This is a genomic window from Ralstonia sp. 25mfcol4.1, assembly GCF_900104095.1.
Taxonomy (GTDB): Bacteria; Pseudomonadota; Gammaproteobacteria; order Burkholderiales; family Burkholderiaceae; genus Cupriavidus.
In genome coordinates this window covers 163,814-184,697 of record NZ_FNJO01000003.1, presented here as the reverse complement: position 1 = coordinate 184,697, position 20,884 = coordinate 163,814, and the positions used below count along the sequence as shown (strand labels likewise).

The 20,884-nt window shown below is 63.3% G+C and carries 26 protein-coding genes and 1 tRNA gene; 8 read left to right on the top strand and 19 right to left on the bottom strand.

What is annotated here, in order from left to right; translation table 11 throughout:
• Positions 1–131 precede the first annotated feature (131 nt).
• The 3 genes from BLQ58_RS06945 (at position 132) to BLQ58_RS06935 (ending at position 2,947) form a co-directional block, all read left to right on the top strand.
• Positions 132–1,457, top strand: a complete 1,326-nt coding sequence (locus BLQ58_RS06945; RefSeq protein ID WP_049815777.1) for an MFS transporter — start codon at positions 132–134, stop codon at positions 1,455–1,457.
• A gap of 210 nt (positions 1,458–1,667) precedes the next feature.
• Positions 1,668–1,754, top strand: a tRNA-Leu gene (locus BLQ58_RS06940).
• Between the two features lie 185 nt (positions 1,755–1,939).
• Positions 1,940–2,947, top strand: coding sequence for a tyrosine-type recombinase/integrase (locus BLQ58_RS06935; protein ID WP_029050594.1), 1,008 nt, complete (start codon positions 1,940–1,942; stop codon positions 2,945–2,947).
• A 24-nt stretch (positions 2,948–2,971) separates the two neighbouring features.
• Here BLQ58_RS06935 and BLQ58_RS06930 read toward each other — a convergent pair whose 3' ends face one another.
• The 8 genes from BLQ58_RS06930 to BLQ58_RS06900 all read right to left on the bottom strand — a co-directional run bounded on the left by BLQ58_RS06930 (position 2,972) and on the right by BLQ58_RS06900 (position 7,580).
• Positions 2,972–3,280, bottom strand: a complete 309-nt coding sequence (locus tag BLQ58_RS06930) for a hypothetical protein (RefSeq protein ID WP_029050593.1) — start codon at positions 3,278–3,280, stop codon at positions 2,972–2,974.
• Complete coding sequence (locus BLQ58_RS06925) at positions 3,273–3,770, bottom strand: hypothetical protein (protein WP_175459855.1); 498 nt, start codon at positions 3,768–3,770, stop codon at positions 3,273–3,275. The genes BLQ58_RS06930 and BLQ58_RS06925 overlap by 8 nt, the downstream gene beginning before the upstream one ends.
• Positions 3,771–3,772: 2 nt before the next feature.
• A complete protein-coding gene (locus tag BLQ58_RS06920; RefSeq protein ID WP_029050592.1) occupies positions 3,773–3,991 on the bottom strand; it encodes a hypothetical protein in 219 nt (72 codons plus the stop codon).
• The gene (locus tag BLQ58_RS06915; protein WP_029050591.1) at positions 3,984–4,226 is read right to left on the bottom strand and encodes a hypothetical protein; all 243 of its coding nucleotides are present in this window, start codon (positions 4,224–4,226) and stop codon (positions 3,984–3,986) included. Before BLQ58_RS06915 ends, BLQ58_RS06920 begins: the two co-directional genes overlap by 8 nt.
• Positions 4,226–4,384: a hypothetical protein gene (locus tag BLQ58_RS29070; RefSeq protein ID WP_175459854.1), complete on the bottom strand. Its 159-nt coding sequence runs from the start codon at positions 4,382–4,384 to the stop codon at positions 4,226–4,228. The genes BLQ58_RS06915 and BLQ58_RS29070 overlap by 1 nt, the downstream gene beginning before the upstream one ends.
• Positions 4,385–4,386: 2 nt before the next feature.
• A complete protein-coding gene (locus BLQ58_RS06910) occupies positions 4,387–7,095 on the bottom strand; it encodes a toprim domain-containing protein (protein WP_029050590.1) in 2,709 nt (902 codons plus the stop codon).
• An 81-nt stretch (positions 7,096–7,176) separates the two neighbouring features.
• A complete protein-coding gene (locus tag BLQ58_RS06905) occupies positions 7,177–7,425 on the bottom strand; it encodes an Ogr/Delta-like zinc finger protein (protein WP_029050589.1) in 249 nt (82 codons plus the stop codon).
• A complete protein-coding gene (locus BLQ58_RS06900) occupies positions 7,422–7,580 on the bottom strand; it encodes a hypothetical protein (protein ID WP_254775833.1) in 159 nt (52 codons plus the stop codon). Before BLQ58_RS06900 ends, BLQ58_RS06905 begins: the two co-directional genes overlap by 4 nt.
• Between BLQ58_RS06900 and BLQ58_RS06895 the strand changes: the two genes are divergently transcribed.
• The 3 genes from BLQ58_RS06895 (at position 7,579) to BLQ58_RS06880 (ending at position 10,451) form a co-directional block, all read left to right on the top strand.
• Entirely contained in the window at positions 7,579–8,151 is a 573-nt protein-coding gene (locus BLQ58_RS06895; protein WP_092595811.1) for a helix-turn-helix domain-containing protein, read from the top strand. The two genes, BLQ58_RS06900 and BLQ58_RS06895, sit on opposite strands and share 2 nt — an antisense overlap.
• 607 nt (positions 8,152–8,758) lie before the next feature.
• Complete coding sequence (locus tag BLQ58_RS29065) at positions 8,759–9,409, top strand: hypothetical protein (protein WP_029050586.1); 651 nt, start codon at positions 8,759–8,761, stop codon at positions 9,407–9,409.
• Between the two features lie 52 nt (positions 9,410–9,461).
• On the top strand, positions 9,462–10,451 hold the full coding sequence (locus tag BLQ58_RS06880; RefSeq protein ID WP_029050585.1) for a hypothetical protein: 990 nt from the start codon (positions 9,462–9,464) through the stop codon (positions 10,449–10,451).
• Here BLQ58_RS06880 and BLQ58_RS06875 read toward each other — a convergent pair.
• Entirely contained in the window at positions 10,427–11,188 is a 762-nt protein-coding gene (locus BLQ58_RS06875; RefSeq protein ID WP_049815775.1) for a DNA-methyltransferase, read from the bottom strand. The genes BLQ58_RS06880 and BLQ58_RS06875 overlap by 25 nt on opposite strands.
• Positions 11,142–11,339, bottom strand: coding sequence for a Com family DNA-binding transcriptional regulator (locus tag BLQ58_RS06870; protein ID WP_092596451.1), 198 nt, complete (start codon positions 11,337–11,339; stop codon positions 11,142–11,144). Before BLQ58_RS06870 ends, BLQ58_RS06875 begins: the two co-directional genes overlap by 47 nt.
• 842 nt (positions 11,340–12,181) lie before the next feature.
• Between BLQ58_RS06870 and BLQ58_RS28715 the strand changes: the two genes are divergently transcribed.
• The gene (locus BLQ58_RS28715; protein WP_029050584.1) at positions 12,182–12,529 is read left to right on the top strand and encodes an immunity protein Imm33 domain-containing protein; all 348 of its coding nucleotides are present in this window, start codon (positions 12,182–12,184) and stop codon (positions 12,527–12,529) included.
• A 90-nt stretch (positions 12,530–12,619) separates the two neighbouring features.
• The gene (locus BLQ58_RS28710; protein ID WP_139186069.1) at positions 12,620–12,937 is read left to right on the top strand and encodes an SMI1/KNR4 family protein; all 318 of its coding nucleotides are present in this window, start codon (positions 12,620–12,622) and stop codon (positions 12,935–12,937) included.
• A gap of 278 nt (positions 12,938–13,215) precedes the next feature.
• Here BLQ58_RS28710 and BLQ58_RS06850 read toward each other — a convergent pair whose 3' ends face one another.
• The 9 genes from BLQ58_RS06850 to BLQ58_RS06810 all read right to left on the bottom strand — a co-directional run bounded on the left by BLQ58_RS06850 (position 13,216) and on the right by BLQ58_RS06810 (position 20,884).
• Complete coding sequence (locus BLQ58_RS06850) at positions 13,216–14,568, bottom strand: phage late control D family protein (RefSeq protein ID WP_217635964.1); 1,353 nt, start codon at positions 14,566–14,568, stop codon at positions 13,216–13,218.
• Positions 14,565–15,005, bottom strand: a complete 441-nt coding sequence (locus BLQ58_RS06845) for a phage tail protein (RefSeq protein WP_049815994.1) — start codon at positions 15,003–15,005, stop codon at positions 14,565–14,567. Before BLQ58_RS06845 ends, BLQ58_RS06850 begins: the two co-directional genes overlap by 4 nt.
• 3 nt (positions 15,006–15,008) lie before the next feature.
• A complete protein-coding gene (locus BLQ58_RS06840; RefSeq protein ID WP_175459853.1) occupies positions 15,009–17,576 on the bottom strand; it encodes a phage tail tape measure protein in 2,568 nt (855 codons plus the stop codon).
• 29 nt (positions 17,577–17,605) lie between these two features.
• The gene (locus BLQ58_RS06835; protein WP_092595805.1) at positions 17,606–17,734 is read right to left on the bottom strand and encodes a GpE family phage tail protein; all 129 of its coding nucleotides are present in this window, start codon (positions 17,732–17,734) and stop codon (positions 17,606–17,608) included.
• The gene (locus BLQ58_RS06830) at positions 17,704–18,033 is read right to left on the bottom strand and encodes a phage tail assembly protein (RefSeq protein WP_092595803.1); all 330 of its coding nucleotides are present in this window, start codon (positions 18,031–18,033) and stop codon (positions 17,704–17,706) included. The genes BLQ58_RS06835 and BLQ58_RS06830 overlap by 31 nt, the downstream gene beginning before the upstream one ends.
• A gap of 32 nt (positions 18,034–18,065) precedes the next feature.
• Complete coding sequence (locus BLQ58_RS06825) at positions 18,066–18,575, bottom strand: phage major tail tube protein (protein ID WP_092595801.1); 510 nt, start codon at positions 18,573–18,575, stop codon at positions 18,066–18,068.
• 34 nt (positions 18,576–18,609) lie between these two features.
• Complete coding sequence (locus BLQ58_RS06820; RefSeq protein ID WP_092595799.1) at positions 18,610–19,782, bottom strand: phage tail sheath protein; 1,173 nt, start codon at positions 19,780–19,782, stop codon at positions 18,610–18,612.
• 128 nt (positions 19,783–19,910) lie between these two features.
• Positions 19,911–20,267, bottom strand: coding sequence for a DUF1353 domain-containing protein (locus BLQ58_RS06815; RefSeq protein ID WP_092595797.1), 357 nt, complete (start codon positions 20,265–20,267; stop codon positions 19,911–19,913).
• Positions 20,268–20,272: 5 nt separating this feature from the next.
• The gene (locus tag BLQ58_RS06810) at positions 20,273–20,884 is read right to left on the bottom strand and encodes a hypothetical protein (RefSeq protein WP_092595795.1); all 612 of its coding nucleotides are present in this window, start codon (positions 20,882–20,884) and stop codon (positions 20,273–20,275) included.

Genomic DNA, 20,884 nt, shown 5'->3' with positions numbered 1-20,884 from the left:
GTACCTTTGCATTACACGTAGCACCGGCCGGATTCCCACGGCCGCCGCAGCAAGCGCCAGCACAGCGCAATGCGAGAGGGCGCCGCCAACGTAGCGGCGCCCCGCCAACCACACCCAAGGAGTAGTCACCGATGTCTTCCGTGATGAGCGGCGCCCCCGGCGCCCTGGAGAGCCTGCCGCCAGCGCAACTGGCGCAGCAACGCAACGAGGCGTACCGCAAGATCACCGTGCGCCTGATCCCGTTCCTGGTATTCCTGTTCATCCTGGCCTGGATCGACCGCGTCAACGTGGGCTTCGCCAAGCTTCAGATGCTGCAGGACCTGCAGTTCAGCGAGGCCGTGTACGGGCTGGGCGCGGGAATCTTCTTTATCGGCTACTTCCTGTTCGAGGTGCCGAGCAACCTGCTGCTGGAAAAGATCGGCGCACGCAAGACGCTGGCGCGCATCACTATCCTGTGGGGCCTGGCCTCGATGGCGATGATCTTCGTGAAGACGCCGATGCAGTTCTACACGCTGCGCTTCATGCTGGGCATCTTCGAGGCCGGCTTCTTCCCGGGCGTGGTGCTGTACCTGACCTACTGGTTCCCGGCCGCGCGGCGCGCACGCATCAACGGCCTGTTCATGACGTCGTTTGCCATCGCAGGCGTGATCGGCGGCCCGCTGGCCGGCTTCATCATGAGCGCGATGGACGGCGTGGACGGCCTGGCCAACTGGCAATGGCTGTTCGTGATCGAAGGCATTCCGTCGGTGCTGGCCGGTATCGCCGTGCTGATGTACCTGCCGGAAAAGCCCGTCAACGCCAGGTGGCTGTCGCAGCAGGAACAGGAAATCGTCACGCGGGACATCGAACAGGAGGCGCGCGATCCTGCCAAGCATTCGTCGCTGAAGGCCGCCTTTGCGAACTCGCGCGTCTGGATCTGCGCGGCGATCTACTTCTGCGTGGTGAGCGGCAACGCCACCATCGCGTTCTGGTCGCCGTCGATCATCAAGGAACTGGGCGTGCAGGGCAACCTGCGGATCGGCCTGATCTCGGCCATCCCGTTCGTGGCCGGCACCATCGCCATGGTGCTTAATGGCATCCACTCGGACCGCACCGGCGAGCGCCGCATGCACTGCGCGCTGGCTACGCTGCTGGCCGCCGTGGGCCTGACCCTGACGGGCTTCTGGCTGCACAGCGCCGTGCTGGCGCTGGTCGCGCTGACCCTTGCGTCGGTCGGGATCCTGGCCGCATTCCCGGTGTTCTGGTCGCTGCCCTCGGCCTTCCTGGCCGGCACGGCCGCCGCCGGCGGCATCGCGCTGATCAACTCGATCGGCAACCTGGCCGGCTTTGTTGCGCCGTACATGATCGGCTGGTTCAAGACCACCACCGGCCAGCTGGCCTCGGGCCTGTACTTCGTGGCCGCCCTGGAGGCCTGCGCCACGGTCCTGGTGATCGCGTTCATCCGCGCCCGCCAGTAAAGTGGAGCGGCATTGTCGGCCGGAGGCGCGGGGGCTGGATTCCCCCGACGCCTTGCGATACAATCCGCATCCTTATTGCGCCGCAGGCTGAAGTTACGCCGGCGGCACGAACCGGATCCCGGCGCGCAACGCGCCACAGCAAGCCACAAGCAGGAAAAGGCGGGCAGTCCAGCCGCCTTTTTTGCTTTGTGCCTGCCCGGTTCCAGGACTGCGAGGGTGGCGAAATTGGTAGACGCACCAGGTTTAGGTCCTGACGCCAGCAATGGTGTAGGGGTTCGAGTCCCCTCCCTCGCACCAACCTACCTTTTTGTTGCGTAATCGCAACATTTACACTCCACGCCAATCGGTGGCACTTAACGCCGCGAAGCCAAGCCCCGCAAAGGCCGGCGGGTGATTTCCCCCCTTTGTCGTCGCGCAATTGGTGCCCCTCCGCGCCACTCTATAATTTCCGCGCGCCCCCAGAAATCCCCCACGGAGCCCCCATGGCATCGTTGCAAAAGACAGGGACTGGATGGCGCGTTCAGATCGACGTGAAGGGCCATCGCGAGAGCAGGTGTTTTCCGAATAAGGCACTTGCCCAGGAATGGGCGGATCGGCGCAAGTCCGAACTCCGGTCGCTGCAAGGCGGTAAGGGCAGCAAAACACACACCATCGGCGACGTCCTGGACGACTACCAGCGCAAAGTCAGCCCGACAAAGCGTGGCGCCCGGTGGGAAAAGCTCCGCCTGGACCTCATCGGCCGCAAGGAGATCGAGGGCAGCCCGTTCCGCGACATCCTCCTGGTCAACCTGCGGCCCGCCCACATCGCCGCCTGGCGCGACGCGCGGCTGCGCGATGGCGTGGCCGGGTCGTCTGTGTCCCGCGAAATGTCCCTGCTGTCGCACGCCCTGCAGGTGGCGCGCACCGAATGGGGCTGGCTGGTGACCGACCCGATGAAGGAGGTGCGCCGGCCGCCCGACAACCCGCCGCGCGAGCGGCTGATTCCCCAGGCGGAGATCGACGCGGTACTGATCGCCCTGGGCTACATCGAAGGCATGCCGGTCGTGCGGGCTTCCCAGCGCGTCGCCGTGGCTTTCCTGTTTGCGCTGGAGACGGCCATGCGGTCAGGCGAGATAATCGGCCTGACCAGCTTCACAGTGGATTTTGAGCGGCGGGTGGCGCGGCTGCCGCTGACCAAAAACGGCCTGGCGAGAGAGGTACCCTTGTCGGGCCGCGCCATCGAGCTGCTGCGGATGCTGCCGGCGGTGGACGAAGGGGCGCCGCTGTTCAGCCTGGTACCAGCCAGCCGCGACGCGCTGTTCCGCAAAGCCAGAAACAAGGCCTGCATCGTCGACCTGACGTTCCACGACACACGGCACGAAGCCATCACCCGCCTGGCGAAGAAGCTGCAGCCGCTGGACCTGGCCCGCATGACAGGCCATACCAACCTGCAGGAACTGATGACTTACTACAACGAGTCGGCGTCCAGCATCGCGCAGCGCCTGGGCTGACGCCGCAGGCGCTGCAACGCGTGGTCAATCCGCCTTGCGCGGGCGGCCACGCGGCTGATCCTTGTACGATTCCGCCCAGGCCACCACCTCGGAGGCCCTCCAGCGGGGCAGCGCCTTGGCCGGCGCCCCACCGCCCGATTGCACGGAAGGTATCCGAATCGCCTTCGGAAAGTCCGGCAGCGTAACAATCCGTTCCCGCACCACCTTGGGCGAGCGCACCAGGAATTCCGCGATCCGGTCCACATCCCAAAGCGCCACGCTCACCGGCAGCGCCGGCCGCACGTGATCCGCCACGGCCAAGGCGATGCGTTTGATCAGGTGCCCGTCATTCATCCCGTGCTCCCTCGATGCGTGCATGCACCGCGCGCCACCGTGGCGCATTGTCGCCGTGGTTTTGCTGGTCTTCCACCGCCAACGAAACCTCCAACAACTCCCTCCTGGTACACATCCTCTGAATCTCATCCGTCAGATTCAACGCCCGCCCGATCACCCGATACTCGTCGCCAGTAACCCCCAGCCGGCCGCGCGCCCGATACCGCTTTCCCACAGCGGCAATCGCTTCCACGGCTGCATCCATCGCCTCGCGCAGCTCACGGTTTTCCGCAAAGTAGAGCGCCGCCGCCAGCTGGCCGACGTTCACACGGAAGCCCAGGGTGAACCAGGCATTCTCCGTGGCTGTGCCGTCCAGGATCTTGCTCAGCTCCACATGGGGAATGAGCTGCAGATCCACCTCGGCCTTGTTGCTGAAGCGATAACAAGACGGCAGGCGGGCCACACGCGGCTGGTGCGCGCGGCGGTTCTTCCGGTGTTTGCTTGCTGGCATGGTCAGTCCTCAAAGTCGCCGGCAGCGCGGCGTTTTAGGTCGATGGAAAGGGCGCGTGGCCGGGCCTGGCCGCGCGCAGCCATGTCTCGCGCAGCCATGGCACGGGCTGCGGCGGCTACGGTGCGGCGCAGCAGGTCCGACATGGCGTCGAAGGGGGTGGCGATGCGAAGCGCCTGGTGCGTGCGCCGCAGCTGCGCTTCGGTGACGAAGGGTTTATCCACGGGCGCCTCCCTGGCGAATGAACCCGTCCCACACGCCCCGGCCGTAGCACAGCGTGAAAAACAGGCTGACCACGAACATGCCGGGCTCGTCGGTGGCCATCGTCAGGTGCAGCCACGCGGGCTGTCCGACCAGGCCGATCAACGCGCCCCAACGCACCCGATGCGCGCCGGCGTTGAACAGGTAGACGGAGGCCACAGCCGTGGCGATCATCCAGACATTGAGCAGGGCGTACATCAGGCAGCCCTCCCGATGGCGGTAGCGCGGCAGAAGCGGGGTGGCTCGGTCAGGCAGTCCAGCGCGCCCAATTGCGCATCGAGGCGCGTACGGGCCAGCCTGGTGAACTCGATGCGGACGCCGGCGTGGGAAACGATGCAGACGAGGAAAGCAGACATACTCACGCTCCTGTGTTCGCCGGCCGATCCTCGAACACCCAGCACTTCACAGTGGCAGGGCGTTTCGGCTGGTGGATGTGCTCGGCGTTGAATCGCGCGTTGATTGCGCTGTTGACGACCCGCAGATCAATGAACTTGCGGTGCCGGGATGTCTTCAGCACGCGTTTCAGTTCGGGCAGCGGGGGAAGGTTCAGGCGGCGGTCGTTTGCCACCTGTTCGAAATGGCGCAGGCTGATGGCGATGACGCCATTGCCTCGGGCGTGGTTCAGCACGGCCTGGTCGTCGGCGGCGGATTCGAGGTGGTCGTACAGTTCCCAAAAGTCCTGTACCAGCGGATGGTCTGCGCCGATGGCTTGCTGGCGCTCCACGGCCATCTGCACCAACTGGCGCTGTGCGGCGTCGCGGTACTCAGCCGGCAGCGGCAACACAATGGGCAGGCAGTCGACCATCGCCATGATCTGTGCGTGGTTCTTCGCCAGGCGCTGGTTCTTCACGTCCGGGTTGCGGATCAGCATGTCCTGGTAGTGCGGCATGCGCTCGACAAAGCGCGCCAGGATCTCGCTTTCCTTCAGGATGGCGGACAGCAGAAAGCCCGACACGTCCTCCACCGGCATCTGCTCCAGCGCGCGGGCGGCGGCAAAGGTGTCGGCGTTCTGGCCCGAGCGGTCGAAGTACAGGTGGACGATCCGCTGCAGGATGGCGTCGCTGGCGCACACGTCGGCGTTCTGGCTGATCACCACGGCGCCACGGAAGGGCGATTCGTCTGTCTCGTTGCCGGAATTCTTCACGCCGCGCGAGCGTGAGCTGCGGCCGTTGTAGGCGGTCTTCAGTTCGTTCCAGTCGAAACCCTTGACCTTCGCACCATCGTCACCACGGTCGGCCTCGATCATCACGACCGGCAGGTTCGACACCTGCGAGAAATTGCGCGCCCGCGCCGCAATCGACGCCTTGGACGGGTCGAAGCCCTCGTAGTCACGCCGCCCACACAGCTTCCACAGGAACTCGATCAGCGTCGATTTGCCGGCGCCGGGTTCGCCCACCACTTCCAGAAACGGGTAGCTCTTTTGCTTGATGCCGTCGCCTTCGCGGATCTGCTCCACAAACAGCGACCCCAGCCAGAACGCCAGCGCGACGATGGCCTTCGCGCCGAACGCGCGCCACAGGGTGTCCAGCCAGTCGTGCCGAAACGCCTTCAGGTCCGTGTTAAGCGACAGGCCGGCCGAGCCGAGAATGCTCTTGATCGACAGCCGGCCGATGTCGAAGAAGTCCTCGTCGTTGAGGGTGTAAAGCTTGCCGTCCTTCACCGCCACGTCCGAGTACACGTAGCAGCCGCTCTCCCTCGTGTACCCGACATAGTTGATCGTCTGCACGCTCTTGATGCGGTGCATCTGCTCCTTCAGGTAGGCGTCCAGTTGCCCGTTCGATCCGGTGTAGAACGCCCCCGGCGCCACGGCCAGCAGGCGCTTCTTGAACTCCGTGGCCGACGCCACCTGCGCGCTGGTGAATGTGTTCCTGATCGGCGCGGCATCGTGCGGGAAGGCAACGCGGAAGTAGTACCAGGCTTCGTCGGTCGCAGCGTTCGCCTGGTAGTAAAGGACGGTGGGCAGACACGTCGCGATGTTCGTGACCACGCCGGCCTTGAGCATCGCCTCGTCGCGGATCTCGGTTTCATCCATGTCGCCGTGCGCGCTGCGCACGGCGTCCATCTCGCGTGTCAGCGCGTCCAGGTCCAGCTTGAACCAGTAGAGCCGGCTCTCGAAGTCGAACGCGAACTGGCTCATGCTGGTGCGGCCGTAGATCAGCCGGGCCTTCTCGGCCGCCGTGGGTGCGGCCAGCAGGTCGCCCAGGTAGCGGTATTCGGCAATGTCCGGCTCGGTCAGCTTGTCCAGCTGGTGCAGGTCGTTCCAGTCGAGCTTTTTCTTGCCTTTCTGCTTCGGCAGCGCGATGGAGGCTTCCCAGCCTTCCTCGCGGCTGCGCTTGAGCCATTGCATGGCGTACCGCATGCCGGCCTTGTCGGCATCCAGCGCCCACACCAGCCTTGGCCGAGGATTGCCGTTCGCCGCGCACTGTTCGGCCAGGCCGCGCAACGCCTGCGCGGGGTAGTTCGTGCAGGACAGGGCCGACGCTGCGGTGATGCCGTGGTGGAGCAGGGCGATGGCATCGAACACGCCCTCGACGATCCACAGTTCTTCTGCGCCGCAATGGGTAGCCCCCGGCGGCTGCCACCACATGCCCCCATAGCTGCCATGGAACGTCGCCTTACGGTCACCGAAGCGGTGTGCCTGGTCGATGATCCGTTCCCAATAGACGCCGAGCGCCAGCGCAAAACGCACCGTGGCGCTGCCAATCTTGAGTTCGTGGCTGTAATAGCTCTCCTGGGTGTACCAGTCGCGCACCTTGTCCAGATCAAAGCCGCGGCCGTCGCGCATATACGCATCGGCCGACGCCTTCGGGTTCTCAGGTGTCGGGCGAAAGCGGTCCGACCAGCTGTCAAAAAGATCCGGGTACAGATCCTTGATGTGCAGCTCGGCGCCGCAGTTGTTCAGCCGATTGCAGCGGATCACCCACGGCGCATCGCCGAACGCCCACAGCGCCTTCTTGCCGCAGGACGGGCAGTGGCCGGCTTCCAGCTTCGCACCGGACTGTTTCTGCTTGAACGCGTAGTCGCGCAGCAGGCGGCTGGTGACATCGGAGTGCAGGGATGGGTCCATGGAATCCAGGCAAAAGGGTGTCCCTCACGGTGCGCCGGACGCGCCGTGAACGAAAGAAACCGGAATGGGAAAGTCAGGCCGCTACGTAGGCAGCAAATCCATCTGCCGCGTGTCCTGCGGCGTGCCGCGCGCCCTGCCTTGCGGCAGGTACGCCTTGGGGTTGGGCATCATGCTCGGCGCGATGGTGTGCACGGCCGACAGCAGCATCTTGCAGGTGTAGGCGCACTCGACGTTCGGGCACTGCGCGTACAGCTCTCGGGAGAGCAGCGAGACGGCGCGGCTGGTGCGAATCTGCAGGCGGTAGGTGCAGTGGGGGCAGAGCATCATCATCTCGCGTTGCTCCGCAGTGGGATCGTGCGTGCCGGTTTGCACTCGTAGGCAGACAGCCCTTCCAGCAGGATCAACCGCGCCAGGCTCGACAGCGAGCGGTTCTCGACCAGCGCCAACTGCTCCAGCTGCTCGCGCTCCTTGGAGAGCAGACGCATGCTGATTGGCTTGTCCTTCAGCACCCCACGCGGGGCGCGACTTACCGGCGTTTTCGCACGAGACATGGCGGATATACTCTGTGTGAAAGTTAGCGATGCACAACACGCAGTGTCTTACCAAGAGGAAAGTTTTTCAATGATCTCAAGGGAAGAAAAGGAAGGTTTAGGAAAACGCCTATACGAAGAACGGAAGCGGGCGGGGCTCACGCAGGCCGCGCTCGCAGCGATGGGCGGCGTCTCGCCAAAAACGCAGGTGTTCTATGAGAAGTCTGAGCGCGTTCCGGACGCTGCCTACCTGGCCGCGATTGCGCGGGAGAGCTTCGACGTGATGTACATCCTGGTTGGCGAGCGAACATTCGAACCCCTGTCGGTTGAAGAAACCGCCCTGGTGTCCGGGTACCGTCGGCTCAATACGCGAGCACGCGCCGGCGTCATGGCCCTGCTCAGCGGCATGCAGCCAGAGCCCGAGCAACGGGTACACGTCAAGGGCGACGTGGGGCAACTGATCGAAGGCAATTTGCACACGTCAGCGCCGGTCACCATCAACATGGGAAAGAAGCGAAAGAACTGATTCACACAGTGCGCGTGCCACGACGCGCGCCAATGGCAGGGGTCGACCGTAGTCGTAGTTTCTTTTTTGGGAATGCGATGAGGAAAGAAAAAAGCGATCTGGTGGTTGACGGAGATGTGGGCCAGGTAGTGATGGCGTCGAGTGTGGTGTATCACGCGAGCAGCGGGCCAGGGCAGGTTAGCAACGCCATAAATATGTCCGGATCGGTAGAGCAGGCCGACGCCGGCACTGAGCCCGAATGTAAGCCCTCGGCGAAGTGCCACAAGTGCGCCGCAGTAGCGCAACGCTTCCGCCGGATCAAGCTGGCCGTGGCCCTCGCCGCAGCAGCTGCGTGCGGGGCTCTCGTGGCTACCGTCCGAAGCCACTTCGCGGAATGCGAACCAGCTCAGCCGGTGGCAAGCCAGTGCCATTTCGATGGTCGGCAATACTCAGCCGGAAGCATCGTCAAGATGTCCGATGGCCTCGCCCGAGAGTGCCTGGAGTCAGTCGGCGGCAGGGCTCACAAATGGTCGGAGTTTGCGTTACGGCCAATCTAGGTTTTTTGAATCGAAGCGCCCCCTAACAGATTGTGGCTCATGAGAATGAAGCCGCGCTATGGGAGGTATCGATGTTCGGAGCAGGATTCAAAGCCGTATTGAAGGCGGTGTTCGACGACATATTTGCTGTGCCCCGGCCTCCGCAGCCGCCGCATATTCCATCGGAGGCCACGGCGACGGCGCCCGTTAGAACGGAGCCCAAGGCGAAGGACGAGCCTGCCCAGGGAAAGTCGAACGAAAAGTCGGGCCGGACCGTGTCGAAGGTGATAGCCAAGCCGGTCGTCCCACAGCCCAAGGTGTGGGCCTCTCCCGCTGTGAGCGCGTCGAAGCCAAATGCAGTGCCGGTCGACACGGAAGCGAAGGTCCAGGCCGAGATAGCCGCACTGCGAAGGATGGCGCCACTGAGACCGCGACAGTCTGTGAGATACGACGCCTACATCGAAAGATTCGACGAGGATGACGAGGACGACGGGCTGGGCATGGTGTCACTAGCCGAAACAGAGCATGTCATCTTTTCCTACCGTGACGCTGGTGGCAACGAGACCGACAGGCACGTGATGGTCGAGCGTGCCGGCGAGGATCACTTTCAGGGTTTTTGCATGATGCGCATGGACACGCGTACGTTTCTATATTCGCGCATCATTGGAAAGGTGACGCGGTTGGACACGGGGGAAATCCTGACGAAGGCTAAATGGCGGCGTGGATTGGTCGATATCGACTGAGGGGGACGCATTGTCCAGTTGTTGGACTCTTGATCAAAAGAACAGGTCGATAATGAAGAAGATCACGCGCATTGCGTATAACACCGCGGGCTGGCGCCGCCCGTCCGGCGACGCTGGAGCACTCGAGACATCGAAAACCTATGCTCGGGAGTTTGGCTTTGCACACGAGGAGTGGTTGTTTCGAAATCAATGGGTTCATCAAGGATGGCGCTATGCATTCTTGCAGGGAGTAGGGAAAAGCCACAAAAAGCTTCAGGAGGAAGGTGCCTTTGATGTGACGCTTTACACGATAGAGCCCTTCAAACAGCGTCGCCTGGTGGCAGAGATCCTCCAGGCAGAGGCCATTAGTGACGATGACGCTGAGATGGCCTTCAAGGCATTCCGGAAAAACGGATGGCTGAAGATCATGCAGAAGGAAATTGATGCACTCGGCCGCAAGGCGTTGAATTTGGCAAGGGTCGATTCCGCGAGGAGCCTCTTCAACGTTCGGTTTCGCGCGAAGAACGTCCATATGTTTCCTGCGGGCTCGTACATTGAGCGAAGCCACGCTGCGTGGAGGCAAAGCCGGTACATCATTACGGGCCTTACGGATGCTTCGCATGTTTCTCCGAGTCAGCGCAGGAGTCGGCGTGCAGACCCAGTTCTATCTGAGATTGAAGCGTATGTCCGTGTTGGAACGAAACCGGTGCGAGTCACACAGCATCATCGAACAATGCAACGACGACTCTTTGAGAGGCTGAAGAAGGAGTATCCAAACGCTGTAGTCGAAGCCGAGAAGAATTTCGTGGATGTGCTTGTGCAAACCGAAACAGAGATCCGGTTGTACGAAATCAAATCTGATCGCTTGGCCCGCGTGGCAGTACGCAACGCGCTAGGGCAATTGCTCGAGTACGCGTATCACGCGGTGGACGCAACTCACAGAAAGGTACAGCTCATTGTGGTTGGACCAACGAAGCTGGACTCCGACAACTCGAAGTACATCAAGTATTTGCAGTGCACCTACGGCTTGCCGGTTGACTACGAAGTGATGTCGTTTAAGTAACGGGTGGGAGGCGATGCTACTGCGGCACGCAATCGAGCTACAGAGGCCGCGTGATACGCAGCCTCAATTTCACACCCAATCCACCGATGCCCGTGCTCCTTCGCCGCAGCCAGGAACGTGCCTGAGCCGGCAAACGGATCGCAGACAACACTGCCCGCCGGCACCAGGCGCACGACTTCGCGCGCCAGGCCGGCGGGCTTCTGCGTCATGTGAGACTTGGGGCGGGGCAGGCGTTCGGCGAAGACGCCTGGCAGATGTACTTTGTGGTCGGTGCGCACCGCGCCCTTCGTCGCCCACACCATGAACTCTGCCTGCTGCGAAAACCCGCCCAGGCGCGGCCGCGCGCCGCCGGCGGTCTTGTCCCAGACGGCCACGCTGCGCCAGATGAAGCCGGCGCCCTGAATGGCGTCAGTCAGGCTGGGCAACTGCCGCCAGTCGATGAAGCAGACCAGGTGGCCACCGTCCTTTGCAGCGCGGAACGCCTCGCTTAGCCAACTCATGCACCAGTAAGTCCAGGACCGCTGGTCCTTGTTATCGTGGCTGAATTCGGGATAGACGGTCTTCACGTCCGCGCCGATGTACTTCTGGCCCGGGGCCTGAGCGCGCGTGCTGGCGTGCAGGCCGCCGGACGAGTAGGGCGGGTCGGTGAAAAACAGGTCCACCGACTTGTCGGGCAAGCCGCGCAGCATGTCAAGGGCGTTGCTTTGGTAGAGGCGGTCGAGCTTCATCGCGGGCATCTCCGATACACGAAGCTCGCGGGCTCTCGGGGACGGGGCGCTCGGCCCTCAGTTGGTTCATCGTGCCGCAGCGCGGGCACTTGATGGCAAGGCAAACGTAGTCGCCCATGCCGAGCTTGCGGTTACAGCTACCGCAGCGGATTTCCTGCATGATTTGCACTCCCAGCGTGTGCTAGGATGCCTGCGCCTCGCGAGGTGGCGCGGCCCTGGCCGGACTGGCAGGCTGGTTCTGCTGGAACGGGGCGTGGTTGGTGCGCTAACACCAGTCCCGTCGCCGCGTCTTTCTTTCTGCTGACGAATCGATTGTCACGCGCGTGTGCGGGGAGCGCACATGGAGCCTGTAGTTGCTCACACGCTTACAACAACGCGACAGCGCGGGAAGTCTGGCGCTTCCACGAAGAAATGCTGGAGAGCCGGCTGACGGCGGAGTTCGGCCAAAAGCGGCCGGTCGGCATACCTGGCGATTTGAATATGGGATCGCACCGAATTGGCCATGGGGACGCATCATTTCCATTGGTACGATGCAGCCCGCACGAACGGCCTACGGGCGTCCTCAGGCAACCACGAGAACTGTATTTTGAGTCCACAGTCGACTGCATCGCAGGCCTTCGATATGTCCGCCTGCTGCCAGTGGTCGGCACGGCATGCCTCGGCCCAGATTTGCGAGAGCGTGTCTGGGTCCTCGGAATCACGAGATAACTGACTCAAAACAGTCGAATAGAACGTCCATGGCTTTTCCCAATCCTGGAACGCGTTTACAACTTCAGTAAGGTCGGATCTGGGCATGATGCGAAAGCTCGAACAATGAGGGGTTACGATATTACGTCGGACGTCTGCTTTCGAGATATCCGTCCGTCCGCTTCGGGTCGGTCAGAGCCCGCCGGCCATGACGGCGCCGTCACCCGGTGGGCCGAGACCGGCCACAAGCGGTCGGTCGACCACGCAGTCGGAATCGGCGACAATCACGACGAGTTGAGCATATTCCGCGCGACCATGTCCAATGATCAAAGAAATGTTTGCCAGCGATTCGGTACGGAATACATGCCGCCTGAGGCGAGCCAGAAGGTAGGAATCTCGCTTGGATCCCTTGAAGATGTGCCGCTTCACGCGGTTCGGCTATCCCCGGATAACGGTACGTGCGGTTGGTATATTTACGGTGGCGAGTACTCGCCGGACGCTAACTTCTATCAGCCGCTTCATGTCGCCCACTTGATCGAGCGCTGTCCGAATATCGTCCCTTACTTGGCACTACCGCCGGGATGGCGTGTATTGCTTGCGCCGGACTATGAGGATGTCTGGTTCGATGGTGAACTGCTGAAGAACGTCATTGATAGCCTGTAACGGCCATGAGCGGACATTGGTCGATGCTCGTTAGGAAATCCCGAATGCTGCTAGAGTCTCCGTAAGTCACCCCCAACCGAGAGCGAATACATGCTGCCTTCAGTCCCGCGTCAGTACAGTGATTATCTGGCTGCCCATGGAGTCTTCGAAGGATTTACGGCGGACGGAACTAGGCCCGGGTACGTCGCGCTATGGCCCCTAGATGAAATACGCGGCAACAACGTTGATGTCGAAATCGAGGTCTATGCACCAGGATTTCTAGCCTTTGGGGGCGACGGCGGCGGAGAGCTGTTGGCTTTCGATCATGCCGGCGCCGTTTTCATGCTGCCAATGATCGGCATGGCACCAGATTGCGCCATCCGCATCGCAGATTGCTTTTCGGACCTGGCTGCGCTCTTCGAGATTTGACTGGGCGACGCTAGCGCCAGAAACCTACAACAACGCTTGCCCGGTACGGTTCCGGCAGATGTCGCGGGCCGGCTAGGTGCAGCCATTCGCCAACTTCAATCCAGCGCTTCAAGTCAGGGAACCATGGACTCTGCAATACAAGAACTCGTGAGCACTATTGAGGAACTCGCGCAGCTACTCGAGAGCGACCGCGACCGTCATTGGAGTCTGTGGGTACGTCGGGCTGCTGGCAGATTGACCGATAGCGACGGTTCAGGTGTTGAGTATTTGTTGCAAGCCTACGGCGGTATGGGTTCAATCAACGACCTCGTTCTGGGCCAAACAACCCGCGATGGTACTTTCGCGTGGAAGCCGGGGTATGAGGCGCTGAATGAGCGCTTTGAAGCACTTCGCAGTAGGGCTTGGCACCTCGCGCAGCAGGTCAAGCGTTCGCGTACCGCAATCTGAAAGGCCGCTTGGGAGCGGAGTCGATGACCGGTTAGGGTCGATACACGACCTTCAGGACTCGTCGGCAACTTCCGTACACGAGTGGCCACTTCCATCTCTAACGCCGATGTGAATCCATTCCCCGAGTATGCGTGCGTAACCTTTGCGACCACCCACCCCGTCCCATCAATCTCCGTCTTCCACCCCCTCACGCTCGCCGCCAACTCCGGAAACACCTCCGGCCGCCCTCGAGCCAGGGTGATCCGGAACGACGCGACCCCACGTTGGATCCTCTGCCATTCCGCCCGTGCTGCGCGCTCAGCGTTGGACTTGGTGGCATAGGTATGCCGCAGCACCTTCAGGTTGTCCGGATCGGAGTTCGCCAGGACGTTGGCCGCCGTAGGCTCTCCGGCCGAAGATGAACTGGCGGCAGCTTCCATCCCGTTCGACCCATCCACCACCACTTCACCTTTCTCTGCCCGCCGTGCGTCCTGGTAGTACGCCTTCACGCCGTTGTAGTTGTCCCGATCCGCGACCGTAAAGCTGTGGGTGTCCCCGCTGGCCCGTGTGATCGTAACGGTGGGCAGCGGCACGCCTGACGCGCTCTGCGCCGCGCCGGTGCTGATGAACAGCAGCTTGCCTTGCTTGACCGTGGCGATGGCGTCGTGGTCCTTAGCCAGGCGCGTGAGGAAGTTGGCATCCGATTCGCCGGTCTGATCTATATGGTCGATGACCAGGTGGTCGAGGGCGGCGGCGATTGCGGCTGTCAGGCCATGCCGCGCGGCGATGGCCCGGACGATGACGCCGATGGTTTGGCCGCGGTACGACTGTTCCTTGCGCGTGGTAAGGCCGCTGGCGAGGTCGGCGCTGCGGGCGCGGATGGTTAGGCGGTCTGGTGGGCCGGTGTGTTCCAGCTCGTCGACCTTGTACGTGCCCTTGTCGACCACGCCCGTGTCCTGCCAGCCCAGGGCCAGTGACAGCGTGGCGCCTTTGTCGGGCAGGTCGAGCATACCGTCTGCATCGTCCAGTTCGATGTCCAGCTGGTCGGCTTCGAAGCCACGGTTGTCGGTCAGCGTCAGGGAGATCAGCCGGCCCTGGAAGCGGCTGGTGATGTCGTGCTTCCCCTGCATCAGTCGGTACACGGGCACAGCGGCGGTGCCAGAGATACTGTCGGGCAGGGTGGTGGTCGGCGGGATGGCTGTCATAGGCCTGGTGTCGTGCGTGGCAGCATACCGAAGAGACCGCCACCGATGACATCCTCGGCCTGGCCGTCCACTCGCGTCAGCCGAACGGAAAACTCGATGCGCCGCGCCTTGCCGTCGCGGAAGAAGAGGGTGCGGGTGATTGATAGCGAATCGATCTCGAACATGCCGTAGTACCGGCCCGAGCCCTCGATAAGCACGTAGGGCTGGCCCGTGTCGCCCATTTGCCGCAGCAGGTCGATGGTGTTGTCGCCGCCACTCAGCTCGGGCAGCAGCACGCCGGACAGGGTTACGGTCTCGTCATCCAGCCCGGTGTACTGGCGCGATGGCCGGCGACCCACCCGGTTGTTCGACGGGTGGCGCCAGCCGATCTGCTGCTGGAATTCCTGGTAGGGCGCCGTCTCCAGGGCGAAGACGAACAACCCGAGGGCCATCATCATGGGTCAGTCCCTGTCGGTGAGCCGGGACCGGGCGCGGGCGGCGCGCTGCGCCTCCAGCCGCTCGATCCGCTCGGCCACCAGGCGCGCGATCAGGTGCTCGTCGGCGCCGGCTGGCGGGTGGATGTGGATAACGACCGGCGCCGAAGCCGCCGGCGGCGCAGCAGTCGCGGCGCGGGAGGGGGCTGCGATGGGCGGCCGGGTGTCAAACCGCACGGCTGCGGTGGCTTGGCCGGTGCCGATGGCCAGGCCGGCGCCGATACCGGCCATCGCCGTGGCGACGCGGGAGACGATGCCCAGCGGGCCGTCCTGGGCGCGTGTGAGCCCGCGTTCCAGCCCCTGCATGGTGAAGCCGCCCAGCTGGGCGAAGACGCGGCTGGGCGAGCGGATGCCGAGCTTGTCTTTGAACCAGCCCACCACGCTGTCGCCCACCGACGAGATAGCATCACGGACAGCGGACACTCGGCTCTTGATGCCAGCCACCAGCCCCTGCAGCAGGTTGGTGCCGAATTGGCTGAAGCGCGCGGGGAGATCGATGCCGAACCAGCGTAGGACGGGCGCCATCACGTTGTACAAGGTGCCGAGCAGCGACCAGTTCGCAACCAGAGCAAGCACGCCGCCGAGGCCGCCCTGGAACGTGGCGGTCACCCGTGCCCAAAGGCCAGTAAAGAACGCCTTGATCGGCTCCCAATACTTGATCAGCAGGTAGGCGCCGAGGGCGATGGCTGTGACGGCCAGACCGATGGGATTGAGCAGGAACGCGCGGCCAACGAACGCGAGCGTCTTCATCAGGAAATTGAAAGCCCCGGCCAGGCGGGTTGCAATACCGACACCACGGCCAAGCTGGATACCCAGCATCGCCATCCCATAACGCGCAATCACCAGCGGACCGAACGCGGCCGCCAGCGCCAGGGTCAAGGCGCCCAGCACCGTCAGCAACGCACCCACGGAGGCGGCGCCTTTGAGAAGCCAGGACACAAGCTGCGGATGCGCCTGGGCGAAGGCGTTGAAGCGGTCGATCAGGCGTCCCACCGTATCCATCAACCCGACGAGCGTCGAGCGCAGCGCCCCGCCTCCGGCGCTGCTGGTATTGAACATCTGGTTCTGCAGGCGTTGCCAGCGGGCAGAAACCGTGTCCTGCCGCGCCGCGAATTCGCGCGACATGGACCCCTGAGCCTTCGCACCGTTGGCCAGGTCAAGTTGGCGCCGCAGCTCGTCAGGCTTGTCGACAAGCTTGGCCAGTGTGTCCGAGTGCTCCATGCCGGCAAGCTCCACCATCACGCCGATGCGCTTGTCGCTGGGTAGCTTGCGGATGGCGTCGATGACCGTGAAGAGCGTGCCCGTTGCGTCGGTCGCCATTCCCCGCTGGACGGCGGCCGTCGAAAGGCCGATCTCATCCATGGCGGCGCGGAACTTTTTTGACCCTTTCTCGGCGGCAGCAAACTTCTGCGTGATGGCGTTGATGGCCGTGCCGGCGGTTTCCCGGCGCTCCCCCAGTGTCAACAGCGTCGAAGCCAGTGCGGCTGCATCGGATGCCGGCATGGCGACACCCGACACAACTCCCGACACGCGGTTCAGGACGTTGATGATGTCGTCGCCTCTGCTGATTGCGTTATCGTCGAGATAGTTGATCGTGTCGGCCAAGCCCATGATGGCGCCAGTGGGGATCCGGAAGTTCTTGGCGACCTTGCCCATGCTCTCGGCGATCTCGTCGGGCACGGCATCGAAAGCCGTGGCCATCATCGTGACCGTCCGGGTGTACTCGATCAGGGCGTCGCGCGGCACTTCCATCCGGGCGCCGGCCGTTACCATGTCAGCGATTTGTGCCGTAGGGACGGGAAGCTCGCGGGCCAACTGGCGGATCTCGCGCGCCATGTCGTGGTAGACGACGGTTAGCTTGCCGCCTTCGTCGCGCGCACCCTCTACCTGGCGGGCGATGCCGAGCATGGCGTCCTCGAAGGTCACGTAGTCCTTGACCGTCTTGACGACTGGCGCCAGTATCGCGCCGCCGCCGGCCATGGCCGATGCACCAGCATTGAGCAGAGCATTCCGCGCTGCCATGCCTTTCTGGTACTGCGCCTGGGCGGCAGCCATCCGGCTGTTGCGCTCGCTCACAGCCTTGAGCTGGGCTTCTTGCTTGGCAAGGGCGGCAGTGACCGAGGTGATCTTTTCCCGCAGATCCGCCTGGCCTCGCCGCAACGTCTGCGTGCTGATGCCGGCAGCTTGCAGCCGTTCCTTGACGCCGCCCAGGCTCCGTTGCAGTTCCGCGCTCTTTTTGCTTAGTGCGTCAACTTCGCGATCTGCCTTGTTGAACGCGCGGGTCATCGCAGCCGTGGGCCGGCCGGCGGCGTCCATTTCCAGCCCCAGCGCCTTCATCTGGGCCTTCGCCTTGCGCAGCGCATTGTCGGCAATCGCTGCATCCTTCGACAGCTTGCGGAAGCTCTCGGTGTCGGCCTGGACGCGGTTCAGCTCCTTCAGCTGGTCCCGCGTGGCCTTGACCGTCTTCGCCAGCTTGCTGCTGCCGCCCATGATCGCCTTGAACGGCCGCGTCATCTTGTCGACGGCCTGCAGCACGACTTCCAGCCTGAGATTTCTCGGGGTGCTCATTCGTCGGATCCGCTACGCTCGTAGGCGCGCTGGCGCCATTCCATCAGTTCGGCGATTCCCATGGCGTACATCACGTCTGGGGGCCAGTGGAAGATCACTGCAATGTCGGCGACGGCGTGATCGATTCGGTCTGGAAGTTGTCCTCCCTGGCCGACTTCGGCAGCAAAAAACCGGTTACCGCCGTGCCGAGCTGGGTCAGGTCTGCCGGATCCAGCCTGCCGACATCATGCTGCGTCAGCGTCGGGTTGGTGATGCGCGGCAGCACGAGGTGAAGGGCGGACACGTCCATGCGCATCAGGTCGATCAGGCTGCAGCCGCGCAACTCGCCGGAGCCAGGCTTGCGCACCTGGATCTTCGAGATGGTCTGCCCGCCGCGCTGGATGGGGTGGTCGAGGTCGATGTCTACGGTGGTGGGTGGGGTCATGATCGTTCAGACACAAGGTGGTTGGGGGAGGGCTACAGGCCCATCGCGCGGCGTTGCTCCGCCAGGCGGTCGACGCCGAAGATGATCTCGATAAAGTTCGCGTGGTCGATCTCGCACCAGACTTCGCCGTTGACGGTGAGCTTGTAGTAGCTGATGGAGGACTTGACCTTGAACTGGCTGTTGTCGCCTGCCTTGGCGGCGCCCATGTCCAGCTCCGTATGCCGGCCGCGGATGACGACCTCTACCGCATCGACCGCGTCGGAGTCGTCGCGCTGATAGGCGCCAGCGAAGCGCAGCAGCACGCCGTCTACCGCCGTGATGCCCCATGCCTTGAAGGGCTCGCGCATCAGGCCGCCGTAGGTCGCTTCCGTTTCCATCTTCTCGGCGCCCAGGTCGATATCGACGGGACCGTTCATGCCGCCGGCGCGATACTCCTCCAGCTTGCGGGCCAGCTTGGGCTGCGTGAATTCCTCGCATTCGCCCACGTAGCTGACGCCGTCGTGGAACACGTTGAAGTTCTTGAGTTTGCGTGGCAACGCCATGGTCTGTTCCTTCGAGTGATGGCCGGTCGAACACTCACGCGGTGACCGCGCGGGCGAACTGCATGAGGTAGCGGTCGGTGATGCGCTGGCGCAGCGTCAGGTTCTCCAGCGGCGGTACCGGCCCGTAGTCGTAGTCGATGGCAAGCTGGCCGGCTTTCAGCGTGTCTTGGGTATTGACTTCCGGGTCGAACCAAGCCTCGCCGCCCAGCAGGTAGCCGTTGCGCTTGAGACCGCGCATCTTGGCATTGATGCCTTCCAGGATGTCGCGCACCAGCGAAGGGTGCATCGGCAGATCCATCGCCCAGGCGTGGGCTTCGGCCATGGTGTCGGCCAGGACTTGTGCCGTGCGGGTGTAGTTCTCGAAGGCGAAGAGCGGGTCCGCGCTGCAGGTGCGTGAGCCCCAGAAGCGGAAGCCCTGGAAATTGACGAGCGTGGTGACTTCGTTCCGGTTCAGGTAGCCGGCATCGGTGGCCGGATCCTGCAGATCCCAGAACACGTCTTTCGACAGCCCGGTCACGCCGTTGACGGCCACGTTCGACAGGGTCTTGTGCCAGCCCACCTCGTTGTCGAGCTTGGCCCGCAGGCCCAAGGCGCGGGCCGTGGCCCAGAGCGTGGATTCGGCGTTGCTGACCGTGTTCCACCCGACAAACTCCGGCCAGATCGTCATCAGCTCGCGCTGGCCGAAGTTGGAACGGTAGGCCACCGCTTCTTCCTTCGTTTCGCAGCCGAAGGCGGACACGTAGGCAAAGGCCCGCAGCTTCTGCGCGATGGCGGCCAACTCGGCGGCTATGGGCAGGCTGTCCAGGCCGGGAATGCCCAGGATGCGCGGCGTCACGCCCAGCGTGTTCTTCGCGGACAGCAGCGCCTTCATGCCGGTAAAGCGTCCGTTGGCGTCGGTGCCGCCGATCAGGTTGGTAGTGGTCTCCGCAACCGTTTCGCCCTCCGGCACGCGCACGACGACCGTCAGCGGATTCGCCTGGTCGGTGATGGCATCGAGCGTGTGGGCCAGCGTGCCCGTATCGCCGGCCTTGCCCAGGGAAGCCATGGGGTTGGTCAGCAGGACGGGCCGGTTCATTGGAAAGACCGCCGCATCGGCGTCGTCGGCGGTGCAGACGATGCCAGGCACGGCGGTCTCGATAGTGCGGATAGGGCGGGTGCCTTCGTTGATTTCAACGACACGGACGCCGTGATGGTAGCCAGTTGGCATGCAGTCCTCCGGGGTGGGCCAGGTGATGGCCGGGATCGTCCGGTAAGGATGCGGCGTACGCGCGAGGGTGTCGCGAAGAGGGTGTTGTGCCAGCATCTGAGACAACACCTGGTGGGGCATTGGGCGGGCTAGTAGGCTCCCCGTCCCCCGACCCGCACCGCCCAATACATCAGCCAGCGGACTGGCCGCGAAACGCCGAGTACTTCCATGGCTTCCCGAAACGTCCGATCCGCATACGCCTTGCTGCCAATCGCGTTGGCATACAGGTAGTCGTGGATGATCGCCGCCTTCGCCCACCGTCCATGCGGCGGGAACAGTGCCCAGAGCAGGCGCGGCACACTGGCCAGGTCGGTGATGGTGCCTGCGGGCACGCAGATCACGTCGGCGCTGGGGTAGTCGCCGACGTGGTATTCGAACGCCGCCAGCAGCTGCCAGCGGTAGTTGTCCAGCATGCGCAGGTCGGCAGGGCGGGTGAAGCTCGACATGCCGGTCAGCGTTGCAGCCTGGACGCGGCGGCGTGTGCCGCTTCTGTCTGCGCGGTAAGGATGTCGGTGATCTCGGCTTCGTCCTTCGCGGCGCGGATGGCGGTGCGTGCGTCGTCGCGCAGACGCTCGGCCAGGCCGACGATCTTGGCGTACGCGGTGGCGTTGGCGAGGACCGAAGTCGCCCATGATCGCCTGGCCGCCGCGTCATTCAAGCCAGCCGCGGCGACAAACTGCTCGCCCGCAGCAGAAAGCTCGGAACCAGCCGTGATGGCGCCTGCCGTTTCAAGCTTCAGTGCCCACGTGTCCTTTTCGACCTGTGTGGGGTTGTCTACCATGGTTTGAACGGCTTCGGCATGGAAGGCGTCAACGCGCAGCAGAGCTTGTTTCTTTGCCTCTGCAAGCGATTGCGCCGCTAGTTCGTCATCGAGGACGTAGCTCTGTCCGTCCCACTGGCGCGCGCCATCGAAGGGAAGAGGCACGCCCCCGTCTGCGACAAAGTCCTGAAACTGCCGCCAGGTCTCGTTGAATTCATCCTGTGGCACCTGTACGCCGGCGGCGATGATGCCCGGCATCCGGACGCCGGCTACGGTTGGCATTTCCATGTAGATGTTCTGCAT

Bases quoted from the DNA above. Each gene is read 5' to 3' on its own strand.
- BLQ58_RS06945 (WP_049815777.1), top strand. From the start codon at position 132: ATGTCTTCCGTGATGAGCGGCGCCCCCGGCGCCCTGGAGAGCCTGCCG.
- BLQ58_RS06935 (WP_029050594.1), top strand. From the start codon at position 1,940: ATGGCATCGTTGCAAAAGACAGGGACTGGATGGCGCGTTCAGATCGAC.
- BLQ58_RS06930 (WP_029050593.1), bottom strand. From the start codon at position 3,280: ATGAATGACGGGCACCTGATCAAACGCATCGCCTTGGCCGTGGCGGAT.
- BLQ58_RS06925 (WP_175459855.1), bottom strand. From the start codon at position 3,770: ATGCCAGCAAGCAAACACCGGAAGAACCGCCGCGCGCACCAGCCGCGT.
- BLQ58_RS06915 (WP_029050591.1), bottom strand. From the start codon at position 4,226: ATGTACGCCCTGCTCAATGTCTGGATGATCGCCACGGCTGTGGCCTCC.
- BLQ58_RS29070 (WP_175459854.1), bottom strand. From the start codon at position 4,384: ATGTCTGCTTTCCTCGTCTGCATCGTTTCCCACGCCGGCGTCCGCATC.
- BLQ58_RS06910 (WP_029050590.1), bottom strand. From the start codon at position 7,095: ATGGACCCATCCCTGCACTCCGATGTCACCAGCCGCCTGCTGCGCGAC.
- BLQ58_RS06905 (WP_029050589.1), bottom strand. From the start codon at position 7,425: ATGATGATGCTCTGCCCCCACTGCACCTACCGCCTGCAGATTCGCACC.
- BLQ58_RS06895 (WP_092595811.1), top strand. From the start codon at position 7,579: ATGCTGATTGGCTTGTCCTTCAGCACCCCACGCGGGGCGCGACTTACC.
- BLQ58_RS06900 (WP_254775833.1), bottom strand. From the start codon at position 7,580: ATGCGTCTGCTCTCCAAGGAGCGCGAGCAGCTGGAGCAGTTGGCGCTG.
- BLQ58_RS29065 (WP_029050586.1), top strand. From the start codon at position 8,759: ATGTTCGGAGCAGGATTCAAAGCCGTATTGAAGGCGGTGTTCGACGAC.
- BLQ58_RS06880 (WP_029050585.1), top strand. From the start codon at position 9,462: ATGAAGAAGATCACGCGCATTGCGTATAACACCGCGGGCTGGCGCCGC.
- BLQ58_RS06875 (WP_049815775.1), bottom strand. From the start codon at position 11,188: ATGCCCGCGATGAAGCTCGACCGCCTCTACCAAAGCAACGCCCTTGAC.
- BLQ58_RS06870 (WP_092596451.1), bottom strand. From the start codon at position 11,339: ATGCAGGAAATCCGCTGCGGTAGCTGTAACCGCAAGCTCGGCATGGGC.
- BLQ58_RS28715 (WP_029050584.1), top strand. From the start codon at position 12,182: ATGTCCAATGATCAAAGAAATGTTTGCCAGCGATTCGGTACGGAATAC.
- BLQ58_RS28710 (WP_139186069.1), top strand. From the start codon at position 12,620: ATGCTGCCTTCAGTCCCGCGTCAGTACAGTGATTATCTGGCTGCCCAT.
- BLQ58_RS06850 (WP_217635964.1), bottom strand. From the start codon at position 14,568: ATGACAGCCATCCCGCCGACCACCACCCTGCCCGACAGTATCTCTGGC.
- BLQ58_RS06845 (WP_049815994.1), bottom strand. From the start codon at position 15,005: ATGATGATGGCCCTCGGGTTGTTCGTCTTCGCCCTGGAGACGGCGCCC.
- BLQ58_RS06830 (WP_092595803.1), bottom strand. From the start codon at position 18,033: ATGACCCCACCCACCACCGTAGACATCGACCTCGACCACCCCATCCAG.
- BLQ58_RS06825 (WP_092595801.1), bottom strand. From the start codon at position 18,575: ATGGCGTTGCCACGCAAACTCAAGAACTTCAACGTGTTCCACGACGGC.
- BLQ58_RS06820 (WP_092595799.1), bottom strand. From the start codon at position 19,782: ATGCCAACTGGCTACCATCACGGCGTCCGTGTCGTTGAAATCAACGAA.
- BLQ58_RS06815 (WP_092595797.1), bottom strand. From the start codon at position 20,267: ATGTCGAGCTTCACCCGCCCTGCCGACCTGCGCATGCTGGACAACTAC.
- BLQ58_RS06810 (WP_092595795.1), bottom strand. From the start codon at position 20,884: ATGCAGAACATCTACATGGAAATGCCAACCGTAGCCGGCGTCCGGATG.